General features: G+C 61.7%; 8 protein-coding genes and 1 pseudogene. 5 read left to right on the top strand and 4 right to left on the bottom strand.

From position 1 onward, the window contains the following. Window positions 1-10: 10 nt before the first annotated feature. From VCJ09_RS16535 to VCJ09_RS16515, 5 genes are all read left to right on the top strand, one after another. Window positions 11-1,423 carry an SRPBCC family protein gene (locus VCJ09_RS16535; RefSeq protein WP_324731221.1) on the top strand — a complete coding sequence of 471 codons (1,413 nt, stop codon included), beginning with the start codon at window positions 11-13 and terminating at the stop codon, window positions 1,421-1,423. A 166-nt stretch (window positions 1,424-1,589) separates the two neighbouring features. Then, window positions 1,590-3,383 (top strand): carboxypeptidase regulatory-like domain-containing protein, encoded by a 1,794-nt coding sequence (locus VCJ09_RS16530; RefSeq protein WP_324731220.1) that lies wholly within the window; start codon window positions 1,590-1,592, stop codon window positions 3,381-3,383. 182 nt (window positions 3,384-3,565) lie between these two features. Continuing rightward, window positions 3,566-4,438, top strand: a complete 873-nt coding sequence (locus VCJ09_RS16525) for a peptidyl-prolyl cis-trans isomerase (RefSeq protein WP_324731219.1) — start codon at window positions 3,566-3,568, stop codon at window positions 4,436-4,438. After that, window positions 4,435-5,430, top strand: coding sequence for a HupE/UreJ family protein (locus VCJ09_RS16520; RefSeq protein WP_324731218.1), 996 nt, complete (start codon window positions 4,435-4,437; stop codon window positions 5,428-5,430). The genes VCJ09_RS16525 and VCJ09_RS16520 overlap by 4 nt, the downstream gene beginning before the upstream one ends. 19 nt (window positions 5,431-5,449) lie before the next feature. After that, on the top strand, window positions 5,450-7,357 hold the full coding sequence (locus VCJ09_RS16515) for a DUF3604 domain-containing protein (protein WP_324731217.1): 1,908 nt from the start codon (window positions 5,450-5,452) through the stop codon (window positions 7,355-7,357). A 104-nt stretch (window positions 7,358-7,461) separates the two neighbouring features. On the opposite strand, the gene VCJ09_RS16510 is transcribed toward VCJ09_RS16515, so the two are convergent. From VCJ09_RS16510 to VCJ09_RS16495, 4 genes and pseudogenes are all read right to left on the bottom strand, one after another. After that, window positions 7,462-8,736, bottom strand: coding sequence for an anaerobic sulfatase maturase (locus VCJ09_RS16510; RefSeq protein WP_324731216.1), 1,275 nt, complete (start codon window positions 8,734-8,736; stop codon window positions 7,462-7,464). A gap of 233 nt (window positions 8,737-8,969) precedes the next feature. After that, a pseudogene (locus tag VCJ09_RS16505) lies at window positions 8,970-9,503 on the bottom strand (SDR family NAD(P)-dependent oxidoreductase). A 544-nt stretch (window positions 9,504-10,047) separates the two neighbouring features. Next, entirely contained in the window at window positions 10,048-12,324 is a 2,277-nt protein-coding gene (locus VCJ09_RS16500; protein WP_407693049.1) for an arylsulfatase, read from the bottom strand. Between the two features lie 246 nt (window positions 12,325-12,570). After that, window positions 12,571-13,047, bottom strand: coding sequence for a 2,4'-dihydroxyacetophenone dioxygenase family protein (locus VCJ09_RS16495; RefSeq protein WP_324731214.1), 477 nt, complete (start codon window positions 13,045-13,047; stop codon window positions 12,571-12,573). Window positions 13,048-13,361 lie beyond the last annotated feature (314 nt).

The raw sequence follows: 13,361 nt of genomic DNA, 5'->3' as shown, positions 1-13,361 counted from the left end.
GATGATGACCATGAGTGCACGCTCCCCTTTGCCTCTGGCGCTGAACCAGATCGCTTTCAGCGTGGTCGACCTGCGCCGCACCGAAGCTTGGTGGTGCGACGGCCTGGGCTTCCTCCCGGCCGGTGGCAGCCGCCTGATGATGCGTGGCCCGCTGAGTGCCACCATCGTCGACCTGCCCGGCGCGGCGATGACTTGCTGGTGCCTGGTCGGTCGCAACGACTGGTGTCAGCTGGAGCTGTTCCAGTACGAGCAGCCGCTGGCGCGCCTGATGCCGGCCGATCGCAAGCCCAACGACATCGGCTACAGCCGCATGGGTGTCTGGGTGGCCGATTTCGATCTGGCGCTGGCCAGGCTCGCCGTGCTCGGTAGCCAGCCGCTGAGACCACCGCTCGGCGAGGCCGGTGCGCGCCGCGTATGCGTGCGCAACCCTGATGGGGTCTATGTCGAGTTGCTGGAGCAGGATCCGCTGCCCGATGAGAACAACCGTGGCCGCCAGGACTGCCCGGTGGCGATCCGTTATGTGAGCATGACCACGCCGGATCTGGCCGCCTCCAGCGAGTTCGTCGGCAGCGGCTTGGGCGTACCCGAGCACGACCTGCAGTTGCACGACGACGCACATGAAGCGCTGTGGGGGCTGGAGGACGCTGGCGCCATGCGCCGCGTGTTCGGCGGGCCGACACTGCTGCTGGAAATCGTTGAGTATGGCCGCGACCAGGGGCGGCCCCGCGATGCGGGCTACCGCATCAACGACCAGGGCATCCTCAACATCTGCTTTGGCGACCCGCTCAACCGGCATGGTGTCAACGCCATGCACCTGCGTGCGCTGGCCGCGGGCGCCAAGGCGAACTGCAGGCCGATCCATCTGCCGCTGGCCGGTTGCGTCTACGTCAACGACCCGTTGGGCTTTTCCTACGAATTCATGTGGGCCAGGCCGGGCAAGGGGCATCGTGACTTCGGTTTCCTGCCGCTGCCGCGTGAGCGGCGCCCGCTCGCCGACAACCAGTCCTGCGCCGCGAGCATCGAGATCGCCGCCGCGCCGGAGCGGGTCTTCGCCCTGCTCAGCGACCATCGGGCGCTGGGAAACTGGGCGGGTCTGGGGCAGTGCCATCTGGTCAAGCCGGGTGTCGGCGAGGTCAACGGCTATGGCGCCGAGCGGGTGCTGGCCTCGCCGTTCGGCGCGATCCACGAGGAGATCATCGAGTTCAGTCCGAACCGGGGCTATCGCTATCGAGTGCTCAAGGGCTCGCCGGTGTATTGCCATCATGGCGAGGTGCGCCTGACCCCCTGCGGCAGCGGCACCCGCGTCGACTGGCACATCCGTTTCCGCTCACGCATCCCCGGGCTTGGCGTTCCCTTGCGCTATCTGCTTGAGCACAAACTCAATGCTGCGCTCAGAGGCCTGCGCCGTCAGCTGACGAGCTGATCGTGCAGAGGGCCCAGGCTGACCACGCCATGAATCTGGAGAAACGAAGCATGCGTATCTTGAAATCCATCAGCAAACACATCGTCTTGAACATTGTCGTGTCCGTGGCAGTTGTCGCCGCGCTGCACTTCTACTTCTATCACTTCGGCTAAGCGAGATGCCTCCTATGAAATCAGCCTACTCCCTCAGTCTGCTCGCCCTGGTCTTCAGTGCCAGCGCCAGCGCTGCGACTTTGACCGGCAGTGTCATGACCGGCGATGGAAAACCAGTCGCCGGTAGCCTGGTGACCGTCTGGAACGAGGCACGTAACCGCAAGGAGACCGTCTACAGCGACGCTGAAGGTCGCTACGAACTGGTCACCAGTTTTGCCGGCAAGCTCCAGGTGCGCGCGCGTACCCCGTACTTCCAAGATATCGTTCAGCCGCTGCAACTGGCCGGCGACGATCAGCGCCAGCTGGATTTCAACGTGAAAAAAATCGCATCGGTCGAGGAACTGTCCAACAGCCTGACGGCCTCGGCCCATGCCGCAACCCTGCCGTTCCCTGATGCGCAGACCAAGGAAGCCTTCATTTCCCAGTGCAGCTTCTGCCACCAGCAGGGCAACGCGATGACCCGCGTCCCGCGGAGCGAGGAACAGTGGGGGCTGACCATCAATCGCATGGAGGGCTATCTGGCGACGCTGACCTATCGCGAGGAAAAGAGCATCGCCAAGATGCTGGCCGAGGGGTTTGACGGCGAACCGATCAAGGCGATTCAGACCCACGACTTCAGCCCCGAGCTGGCCAAGGCGCGGGTCGAGGAGTGGCATGCGGCCACGCCAATGTCCTTCCTGCATGACACCATGGTGCTGTCCGACGACAAGCTGATGGGCATCGATGAAGGCCGCGACGAGGTGTACATCCTCGATCGCAAGAGCGGGCAGATCGACAAGTACGAGATGCCGGTTACCGACGAGGTCAAGGGCGGCAACTTCAGTGGCATGCAGTTGCCGATCGGCATTTTCACCGGAAAGCACGGCCCGCACAGCGGCGCGCAGATATCCGATGGGCGCATCTTCTTCACCGGTGCGTTGTCGAGCAACCTGATCATGTTCAATCCGGAGACCAAGGCCTGGAAGCTCTATCCGATTCCGCAGGGTTTCCTTTGGCGCAAGGGGCTCTACTCGCACACTATCCGCGCCGACAAGGACGACAACGTCTGGTTCACCGTGCTGGTGTCCAATACGGTGATGAAGTTCGACACCAAGACCGAGCAGTTCACCGAAATCGAAACGCCGCACAATGGTGTGCTGCGCTGGATCACCGATACCTTCATTGGTTTGGTGCTGAAGATATCCGCCTGGTTTCCCGAGCAGAATTTTCACTTGGCGCTGTCGCACCACAAGTGGCTCAACGGTGGCCGTGACGTGTTCAACTGGCCCTACGGCATCGACGTTAATCCGGTCGATGGCGGCGTCTGGTACAGCAAGCTGCTGGCCAACAAGATCGGCCACATCGACCCGGTGACCCACGCGGTCACCGAGTATGACGTGCCGCACAAAGGCCCGCGCCGGCTGCGCTTCGGCCCGGATGGCAGCCTGTGGATTCCGTCCTTCGACGAGGGTTACCTGATGCGTTTCGATACGCAGAGCAAAACCTTCGAGAGCATCGCGCTGCCGCTGCTGGCGGCCAACGAGTACGAGATCCCCTATGCGCTGAACGTCGACAAGCACGGCGACGTGTGGATCGCCACCAACAACACCGATCGGGTGATGCGCTACATCCCGGCACAGAAGAAGTTCATCGCCTATCCAATGCCTAACCGGGTGACCTGGTTCCGTGACTTCGAATTCACCCAGGATGGCCGCGTGTGTACCTCCAATTCCAACCTGCCGGCCTATGCCCATGAGGACCGGATGCCTGCCTTTGTCTGCATCCAGCCCGACGTCGCGGATACCAGCACGTTGCAGCCAGCGCATTAGCATTCTGCGGTGATGGCGGCCAAGTAAGTGCGGTCTGCCCCGTGCCTTGAGATACGGGGCGCCTGTCCGGCGCTTTGTAGCGCCTTGCAGGCGAAGCAAACGCGTCGGTGAACCGGCTGTATTGAACAGCGGTAGGCGCGACACCCTTGCCGCCGGCGATACACCTGTTGGGGAGAGATACCATGTCAATTGCACAGCTCATCGAAGCTGGCATCCCGTTGCTGCATCGCGCATTGCGCGAGCCGCTGCTGCATTTCCTGCTGCTGGGCGGGCTGCTGTTCGGTGTCTATGCCGTCCTGCCGGGTGAGCCGGAGGCCGATCAGCAGATAGTCGTCGACCATGGCCGCCTCGCCGCGCTGCAGGGCAACTTCGTCAAGGCCTGGCGGCGACCGCCGACGGGCGAAGAACTGGATGGCCTGGTGCGCGACTATGTGCGCGAGGAAATGGCGGTGCGCGAGGCGAGGGCGCTGGACATCGATCAGGATGACAGTGTGATCCGCCGGCTGCTGCGCCAGCGGCTGGAGTTCGTCACCGCCGATCTGGTCAGACAGGCTGAACCCAGTGAGGAGCAGCTGCAAGATTACTGGAAGCGTCATCCCGAAGCCTTCCTGCAACCGTCGCGCTACAGCTTTAGCCAGGTCTTTGTCGATCCGTCCAGGCATGGCGCGAATCTTCAGGCCGAGGCAGCACGTCTGCTGTCGCGGCTCAATGGCGGTGACAGTCGAGACGCGCTGGAGGTCGATCGCAGTGCGCTGGAACCGATCTATGCCGATCTCTCGGTCGAAGATCTGGATCGGCTGTTCGGCAGCGGTTTTGGCCACGCCTTGAGTGAGCTGCCGCAGGATCGCTGGGCCGGGCCGCTGCAATCGGCCTATGGCGCGCACCTGGTTCGCCTCGAACGGGTGCAGCTGGCAGCCCAGGCCGAGTTCGCCGCCGTTCGCGAGCCACTGCGTCAGGCCTGGCAGCGCGACCAGCGCCAACAGCAGCTCGACCAGTTCTACGTCGCGCTGCAAGAGCGCTATCAGGTGGTCATCGTAGCGGATGCGCAGCCATGAGATGGCGCGGACTCCGTGTTCTGTTGGTCATCGGCGCGCTCGCCGCCGGCTGGTCGCAGCTGCTTGCCGCGCACGAGTTGCGCCTTGGTTATCTGCAACTGGATGAGGTTTCCAGCGAGCGCTACAGCGTGCTATGGAAGCTGCCGGCGCTCGGCGACAGCCGTCTGGCCCTGCGCTTGCAACTGTCCGAGCAGTGCCCGGCCGGCGGTGTGCAGGTTGTGCTCGGCGACAACAGCTTCGTGCAGCGTTGGCAGATCGATTGTCCGACCGGTCTGGCTGGCAAGAACATCACAGTCGCTGGCCTGACTGAGGTTTCCGCGGACGTACTGGTGCGCATCAGTCGCCTCGACGGTTCGCAGCAGAGTGCGCGCCTGTCGGCGGCACAGCCCGCGTTCAACGTGACCGCGACGCCCGGCCTGCTGGAGTTGGCTGCCAGCTACTTCGTCCTTGGTGTCGAGCACATTCTCATTGGCATCGATCACCTGTTCTTCGTCCTCGCCCTGCTGCTGCTCGTCAGCGGCGTGCGCAGGCTGGTCTGGACAGTCACGGCATTCACCGTGGCGCACTCGATCACTCTGAGCCTGGCGACCCTGGATCTGCTGCGGGTATCGATCGCACCGGTGGAGGCGGTCATCGCGCTCAGCATCGTTTTTGTCGCCGCTGAGGTGGTGCGTCAGCGGCGGGGTGGCGCAGGGCTGGCCATGCGCGCTCCCTGGCTGGTGGCCTTTGCCTTCGGCCTACTGCACGGGCTGGGTTTCGCCAGTGCCTTGCAGGAAGTGGGCTTGCCGCAGGTCGGCATACCGCTGGCGCTGCTGGCGTTCAATCTTGGCGTGGAGAGCGGGCAACTGCTCTTCATTCTAGTAGTCCTGTTGCTGCGCTACGTGTTTCGACTCTTGTGGCCGCAGACTCTGCAGTGGCCTCGTCTGTTGTTGCCCTATGTCCTTGGTAGCGTGGCGATGACCTGGGTCATCCAGCGCGTCGTGGCGTTCTAGTGAAATAAAGGAGATTCACATGCACCTGTATTCTCTCAAGTACCTTGCCTGCGCCGTCGCACTGGCGGGTGCGCTGCCCGTCGTGGCAGACCAGAGCGCACCGGCTAAGGCGTCCCCGGCCTATTCGCCCAATGTCGGGCGTGACTATCCAACTCGCCCGCTGTTTGGTGATACCCATCTGCACACCTCCCAGTCCTTGGACGCCGGGGTCTTCGGTGCGCGCCTGGGACCGCAGGAGGCATATCGCTTCGCCCGCGGCGAGCAGGTATCCGCGTCCAGCGGACAGCCGGTAAAACTGGCGCGGCCGCTGGACTTCCTGGTGGTGGCTGACCACTCCGATGGCTATGGCCTCTATCCGTTGCTGGTCTCCGGTGCACCATCGGTCATGGCCGATGAGCAGGGGCGCAAACTGCATGAAATGATCCGCAATGGCCAGGCCGCCCAGGCCGCCATAGAGCTCATCACCAGTTTCGGCAATGGCACCCTGTCCAAGCAGTTGCTGCCCGTGCCTGGCTCCGAGACCTTCCGCAATGCCTGGCAGGAGTCGGTGAGTGCGGCCGAGGCCTACAACGAACCGGGTCGTTTCACAGCGTTGCTCGGCTACGAGTGGACCTCCAACAGTGGTGCCAACAACCTGCACCGCAACGTCATTTTCCGTGACAACGGCGACAAGGTTGCGCAGATCGAGCCCTTTACCACCCTCAAACCACTGGGCAGCGACAACCCGCGCGACCTCTGGCAGTGGATGAGTGATTACGAGGCCAAGACCGGGGGCCAGGTACTGGCCATCGCCCACAACGGCAACCTGTCCAATGGCCGCATGTTCCCGCTGATCGAGTCCTTTACCGGCAAGCCGGTGGATCAGGTCTATGCTGAGCAGCGCGCGCGCTGGGAGCCGCTCTATGAGGTCACCCAGACCAAAGGGGATGGTGAAACCCATCCACAGCTCTCGCCGAACGACGAGTTCGCCGACTTCGAGCGCTGGGACAAAGGCAATCTGGATGGCAGCGTGGCCAAGCAGCCGGACATGCTCGAGTTCGAGTACGCGCGCTCGGCGCTACTCAACGGTCTCAAGCTGCAGCAGGAGCTCGGCACCAACCCCTATCAGTTCGGCATGATCGGCAGTACTGACTCGCACAATGGCTTGGTCGCCATCGAGGAGGACAACTTCTTCGGCAAGACCGCCTCTCAGGAGCCAAGCCCGAAGCGCCTGAGCAAGCCCTTCTTCAATAATGTCCAGAGCGGCGTCAAGGTCATGGACTGGGAGGTTTCCGCTTCGGGCTACGCGGCGGTGTGGGCCAAGGAAAACACCCGTGAGTCGATCTGGGATGCGATGCAGCGCCGCGAGACCTATGGCACCACTGGGCCGCGAATGAGCGTGCGCCTATTCGCCGGCTGGGATTTCAACCAGACCGACCTGCAGAGCCGCAGCCTAGCCGATGCTGGCTATCGCAAGGGCGTGCCCATGGGGGCTGAACTGTCCCTGGCGCCAGCCGGCAAAGCACCCAGTTTCCTGGTGGCTGCGCTCAAAGATCCGATCGGCGCGAACCTCGACCGTTACCAGATCGTCAAGGGCTGGCTGGATGCTTCCGGCAAGCTGCACGAAAAGGTCTATGACGTGGCCTGGGGCAGTGAACGCAAGCTCGATGCCAGCGGTAAGCTGCCGCCGGTAGGCAGTACCGTGGACATTGCCAACGCGACCTGGAGCAACAGCATCGGTGCCTCGGAACTGGTCGCCGTGTGGCAGGATCCCGAGTTCGACCCGGCGCAGTCGGCGTTCTATTACGGACGCGTACTGGAGATCCCCACCCCGCGCTGGACCGCCTATGACGTCAAGCGTCTGGGTGCCGAGGCGCTCAAAGGAACCACCATGGTTCTGCAGGAACGGGCCTATACCTCGCCAGTCTGGTACAAGCCGGCTAGCTGATCGGTTCCATGCAGCCTGTCGGAAAGCAGAATCCAGCCGATGCCGAGCAGGCCGTAGGTCGAGACGATCAGTAACAAGCGCCGCTGCCTGGTCTTGGCGGCGGTCTAGGGCTGGGGCCCGAGAGGAACCAGCAGCGGGCCGGCGAAGGCCTGCATGATCAGCGCGACTGGTTGGCCATGGCTCACCAGCTTGGCCATGGCGTTCATGTAGGGCGTTAGATGGTGGAAATACTTCTTGTAACTCGGGCACAGGTAGTTGAGGCCAGGTTCGCCGTTGGGTGCGCTCATGAAGCGATTCTTCGGGCACTCGCCATGGCAAGCGAAGCGGTAGTCGCACTTTAGGCAATAGGTTGGCAGCGTTTCTTCCTTGGCCGCGCCGAAGGCCAGTTGCGCGGGTGAGGCGAGCAGGGCTGCAGGATCATCCGTCTGGATATTGCCCAAGCGGTACTCCGGGTACATGAAGTGATCGCAGGAATAGACGCTACCGTCGTGCTCGACGATCGCAGCCTTGCCGCAGCGTGGGCTAAACAGGCACACGGAAGGCGGCAGTTGGCACCAGGAAGCCAGGGCCCATTCGAAATTCATCACGTGGATATTGCCGACATCCTGGCGTACCCATTCGTTGAAGATGGCAATCAGGAAGTCGCCATAACGCTCAGGTTCGACACTCTGAACAGTCACTGCCGCGGGTTCGGGCACGGCGCGTAAGCGCAGTTCCGGTGGGGTGGCGAAGTGCAGGCCCTGGCTGACTTCGGGTTGGCTCGGCTGGCGTTCCACCACTGGATTGAATTGGATATGCCGAACTCCCTCGGCCTTGAGGAAGCGATAAACCTGCAGTGGGTAATGGGCCACCTCGCGGGCCACGGTGACCAGTACATTGAACTCGACCTCGTGCTTCTTCAGCAGGCCGAGGCCGCGCATGACATCGTCGAAACTCGAACGCCCACGTTTGTCTGGCCGATAGAGGTCATGCACCTCGCGCGGGCCGTCGAGGCTGAGGCCAACCATGAAATTCTCGCGGGCGAGAAAGGCGCACCAATCGTCGTCGAGCAGGGTGCCGTTGGTCTGCAGGGTGTTGCGGATAATCTTGCCGCCAGCGAACTGGCGTTGGTAGCTGACCGCGTGTTGGAAATACTCCAGCCCAAGCAGCGTCGGCTCGCCGCCCTGCCAGGTGAACTCGACTTCGGGGCTGTTCTGGGCGGCGATATAACGCTGCACATAAGCGCGCAGCACCTCATCGGGCATGCTGAAGCGCTCGCGCGGCGGGTATTGCTGCTCCTTTTCCAGATAGAAGCAGTAGCTGCAGTCGAGGTTGCAGATCGGCCCGATCGGTTTGGCCATAAGGTGCAGGCCTTGAGGCGTGGCGTCGGTGGTGAGCATGGCTGGGTTCCCGCGTGCTGTGCAGACCGCTCAGCAGGCCGCTGCGGTTCGCTTACAGGCTAAGGGGCCACCGCCCCGTAGCCCCCCCCCGCGACGGGGGGGCAGGGGGCGGTCAGAGGTAGCCAATTTTCCGCACGTCGCGCAGGATCACCCGGCGCATCAGGCCAAGGGATACACGCTCAGATAAAAAAACAGCTCGGCGAAGGGCCTGATCAGCAACAGGTCCTGACCTTTCAGTACGGCGCGCACCATGCCTTCGGCGACCAGATCAGGCTCGCAGCCCTTGGCTTGGTAATAAGCCTGCAGGCGGGCGAGCTGTTCATCGGTGATCGACGACGAGATGTTGTTGCGGGCATGGGTGATCGGCTATTGATGATACCAGGGCAGACCGTGGTGACGCTGACGCTGGTGTTGGCCAGTTCCATCTTCAGTACTTCATTGAAGCCGAATACTGCATGTTTTGAGGCCGCGTAGGCAGCCATCGTCGGCGAGGGATAGATGCCTGCAACCGAAGCCACATTCAGCACATGACGAAGGCCACCGGCCTGGATCATCTGCGGGATGAAGTGTTAACAACCATGCACCACGCCCATCACGTTGATATCCATGACCCGTCGGCAGTGGGCCAGGTCGCTTTTGAGAAACTGGCCGAGGTAGCTGATGCCGGCGTTGTTGATCAGTACATCGAGAGTGCCCAGGGTGGCGTGAATATGGCCGGCAAGCGCCTGCATCGCGCTTTCACTCGACACCTCAAGCGCATGGGGCACGTAGGAAGCACCCAGGGCTTCAACCTCAATGAGAACGCAATCCCCGGCTTCAACCACAGTACCTCGTAGGAGAAACCCTGGCCGTTGTTGACGTACACCACCCGGGGCGAAAATTCAGTCGGGCGCCGCCGGCACAGGCGCGGTGGTAAACCGTCATCAAGTCCTGTTTGTTGTGTGCGTCGAAAGCATTGAGATGCCCTGGTCAGGGATTCGATAGCTCTCCAGCCAGGGTTTGCCGAGCGGTTGCAGGTATTGCACGACTTCCAGCAACACATCACCGGCGAGAAATACGCGGCTGTTTTGCTGAGCCCCGGCCAGCCCCCAAAGTGCTTCGTGTTCCGGGCTATGTAAGGGAATGTCGGTTTCGGCCAGGCCGAAGCCTTAGCGGAACCAGTGCTCGGCCAATCGTAGATCGACCACAGACAGGACAATCTGATTGAGTGAGGCAACGAAACTCATGTCGGAATCCGTCGCTCAGGAGGTTTTGATAGCGGGCGTGTACCGCAAAAGCCGCCCCGGTTAGCCCAGGGCGGCCGTCACCGACTCAAGGGGTGTAGGCGACGTGCACGTCGTTGACCTTGCCGTTGAAGGCGAAGGGCGCGCGCTCAAAGTAGTCGAGGGATACCGGCGAGCCAAGGTCTTTGGCCACGTCGAAGGTCTCACTGGCGGTGAAGGTCAGGGGTGGCGTGAAGGGCGTGGCACCCTTGGCGACTTCCTGGCCATTCAAACGCAGGCTGAGGCTGGCCGGTGAGCCAGGCTTGGCCGACGCCATCGCAGTGAGCACTTCGATGCTGACCTTGCCCGCTGGCACTTTCTCAGCCGAACGCAGTTTGACTCGAGCGATGGCTAGCGCGTTGTACTCGTAGACCAGATAGCCGTCATCCAGATACAGACTCACGCCGCCACCGATACCGCCCATGGCATACAGCACGCCACTGGCATTTGCCGGTACTACGGCCTCCACCACGACCGTATTGTTCTGGTTGCGCAGGTTGGGCGCGGCGAACTCCGGCAGGCGGTTGATACGGTCGCTGAAATGCCATTCGCGTTGGTTGGTGGCAATCCGTGCGCTCGGGTTAAGGAACGGATAAAGGCCGGCACCGATCGGGTAGACATGGTTGGCCGTGGCCTGGGCATCGAACTCGGCCTTCAACTCGGCGAGCTTCTCTGGATTGCTGGCGGCCAGGTCAGTGGCTTGCGAGTAATCATTCGTCAGATTGTAGAGCGCCCACTGGTCGTTCTCCGGGCTCCAGCCCATGAATTGGGCAAAGCCCTGTACCCAAGGTTTGCGCGGGCCGAATACCGAGGCCATCCAGCCGTCCTTGTAAATGCCGCGACTGCCGAGGACTTCGAAGTACTGCACCAGCTTCTGCGATTTTGTCTCGGCATCGCCGAATGTGTAACGCATGCTGATGCCGTCCAGCGGATCCTGGGCGACGCCGTTGACCTCCTTCGGCGGGGTGATGGCAAGAATGTCATAGACCGTCGGGACGATATCGTTGACGTGGTGGAATTGCCCGCGAACCTTGGCGTCAGCCTTGATCTGCTTCGGCCAGGAGACCGCCAATGGCGTACGGGTTCCACCGAAGTAGCCAGCCACCAGTTTGGTGCCGGGGAACGGCCCTGAACCTGCCCAGGCCCAGGCGGCGCTATACATGCTTTCAAGCGTCGGCCCACCCAGTGCGGGCAGACCACCGTACATACCGTTGAGAACCTTTAACTGCTGCTCCTTGGGCACCTGAATGCCGTTTTGGGACAGCAGTTCGTTGATAGAGCCTTCCATGCCTTCAGCAGAGGCACCGTTGTCTCCGAATACATAGAAAATCAAGGTGTTGTCGCGTTTACCCTCGCGCTCCAGTTCGTCGAGGATCTTTCCGGCCTGAGTGTCGGCGTGCTCCATGAAGCCTGCGTACACTTCCATCAACCGTGCTTGGTATTGCTGTTGCTCCGCGGAAAGGCTGTCCCAGGCCGGTAATTCAGTCGGGCGCGGCGTGAGCTTGGCGTCCTGGGGGATAAAACCGAGCTCCTTCTGGCGAACAAAGGTCTGCTCGCGGTAGGCATCCCAGCCGCCAGCGAATTTGCCCTTGTACTTGTCCGCCCACTCGGCGTTCACCTGGTGCGGGCCATGTACGGCACCCGGGGTCCAGTAGAGGAAGAAGGGCTTGCTCGGCGCGTAGGTTTGCTGATTCTGGAGCCAGTTTACCGCCTGGTTTGCCAGGTCTTCGCTGAGGTGGTATTTCGGATCGCGCGGTGGTTCGATTGGCGTGGTATCGCGGTACAGACGCGGTTCGTACTGCGAGGTTTCGCCGGCAAGGAAACCATAGAAATGTTCAAAGCCATAACCCGTCGGCCAAGTGTCGAACGGGCCGGCAGCCGTGGTATCGAGCGGTGGCGTGTTGTGCCATTTGCCGAAGGCGGCGGTGCTGTAGCCGTATTGTTTAAGCACTTCGGCCATAGTCGCCGAGCTTTTCGGGATTTCCCCGGTATAACCGTCCCAGTCAGTGGCGAGTTCGGCGATCACCCCGTTGCCGACCCGGTGATGGTTACGACCGGTCAACAGCGCGGCGCGGGTGGCCGAGCTGATGGCCGTGGTGTGGAAGGCGTTGTAGCGCAGGCCGCTATCGGCGACCCGGCTCAGGGTTGGGGTATGGATGGCTCCGCCGACGGTATCGGACTGGGCGAAGCCAGCATCGTCGAGCATGATCACCAGAATGTTCGGTGCATCGGCCGGTAAGTGTGATTGCTGCTGGCGCTTCTGGTGGTTGGACTCCTGCAGCGTTGGCTTTGCGTCGCTGGCTGAAGGCGTGGGCGGGAAGGGCAGCGTTTCCTGTGCGCAAGCGATCGAGCTGGCGAGCAGCGTGCACAGTTTCAGCGTGAAGTGCCCGGAGATTTGCAGCTTCTGGATCATGGGTATCTCCATCCATTGTTGTTTTTCTGAGCGGCTTTCACCGCTCTAGGGGGCTGGGCGCGGGTGCCTGCCGGGGGCAGCATGAAACCTACGCAGGTTGCAGCTGGCTTCGATTGCTGCTGGTGCTCCCCACACTGATGCGAGGAGCGCCGGGGCGGGTCAGACCGAAAAACTGGTGATGTCCTTGGCTTCGATACCATTGGCTTCGCAGAAGGCCCGATAGCGCTGCACGCCGGTCTTCCAGTTCTCGATGGCGCAGATGTTGTCGTGCTCGTCGTAATACAGCAGGTCGCCCTGGGTGATGTTCAGGGTGACGATTTCATCACCGTATTCGGCTAGCGCAATCGGGGTATGGCTGGTGCCGGCGGTTTCGAACACCACACCGCCGACCTTGGAAACCCAGTCGTGCTCGATGTACTTCCAGGCACCCTTGATGGTGTAGACGATCACGGTGCCGGAGTGGTGGTGTTTAGGCAGCGTAGTGCCAGCTGGAGCCTTGAGCAGGGTGATGGTCTCGCCGCGGATCGGGTCGCATTTGATGTATTTGATGAAGACTTCTTCGCTGTAGGGGGCGAATGGAACCCATGGCAGGTCTTCATCGTTAATGACTGCGGTATCGATGCTTTCGTACATCATGGCGGTATTCCTCTGGATGACTGACCGCTGTGGGCAATATGAAACCTCTACGTCATCATCCTGAGCATGCATTGCAGACATGACCCCCCTCTCGTAGGGGGGGGCGAGTACCCGGGGGGGAGATATAACGCCTGTGGAGTTCCCCGATCCCTGACTTGGCATGTTTCGTCAGTCAGGACAAACCGAGGCCTCCAACCAGCGCCGAATGTATAAGCGCATCCACTTCTCGGGGGACATGCTTTTCAAAGGCTCGCATCATCAAGTCATGGTCGATGGTATCGAAAAAGGGCTTAACTGCCATTTGTGCCACTCGG

This window comes from Pseudomonas paeninsulae, assembly GCF_035621475.1.
GTDB classification, from domain to species: domain Bacteria; phylum Pseudomonadota; class Gammaproteobacteria; order Pseudomonadales; family Pseudomonadaceae; genus Aquipseudomonas; species Aquipseudomonas paeninsulae.
The sequence above is the reverse complement of the archived record's forward strand: the minus strand, read 5'-3'. Positions and strand labels throughout refer to the sequence as shown.

Bases quoted from the DNA above. Each gene is read 5' to 3' on its own strand.
- VCJ09_RS16520 (WP_324731218.1), top strand. From the start codon at position 4,435: ATGAGATGGCGCGGACTCCGTGTTCTGTTGGTCATCGGCGCGCTCGCC.
- VCJ09_RS16535 (WP_324731221.1), top strand. From the start codon at position 11: ATGAGTGCACGCTCCCCTTTGCCTCTGGCGCTGAACCAGATCGCTTTC.
- VCJ09_RS16525 (WP_324731219.1), top strand. From the start codon at position 3,566: ATGTCAATTGCACAGCTCATCGAAGCTGGCATCCCGTTGCTGCATCGC.
- VCJ09_RS16510 (WP_324731216.1), bottom strand. From the start codon at position 8,736: ATGCTCACCACCGACGCCACGCCTCAAGGCCTGCACCTTATGGCCAAA.
- VCJ09_RS16495 (WP_324731214.1), bottom strand. From the start codon at position 13,047: ATGATGTACGAAAGCATCGATACCGCAGTCATTAACGATGAAGACCTG.
- VCJ09_RS16515 (WP_324731217.1), top strand. From the start codon at position 5,450: ATGCACCTGTATTCTCTCAAGTACCTTGCCTGCGCCGTCGCACTGGCG.
- VCJ09_RS16530 (WP_324731220.1), top strand. From the start codon at position 1,590: ATGAAATCAGCCTACTCCCTCAGTCTGCTCGCCCTGGTCTTCAGTGCC.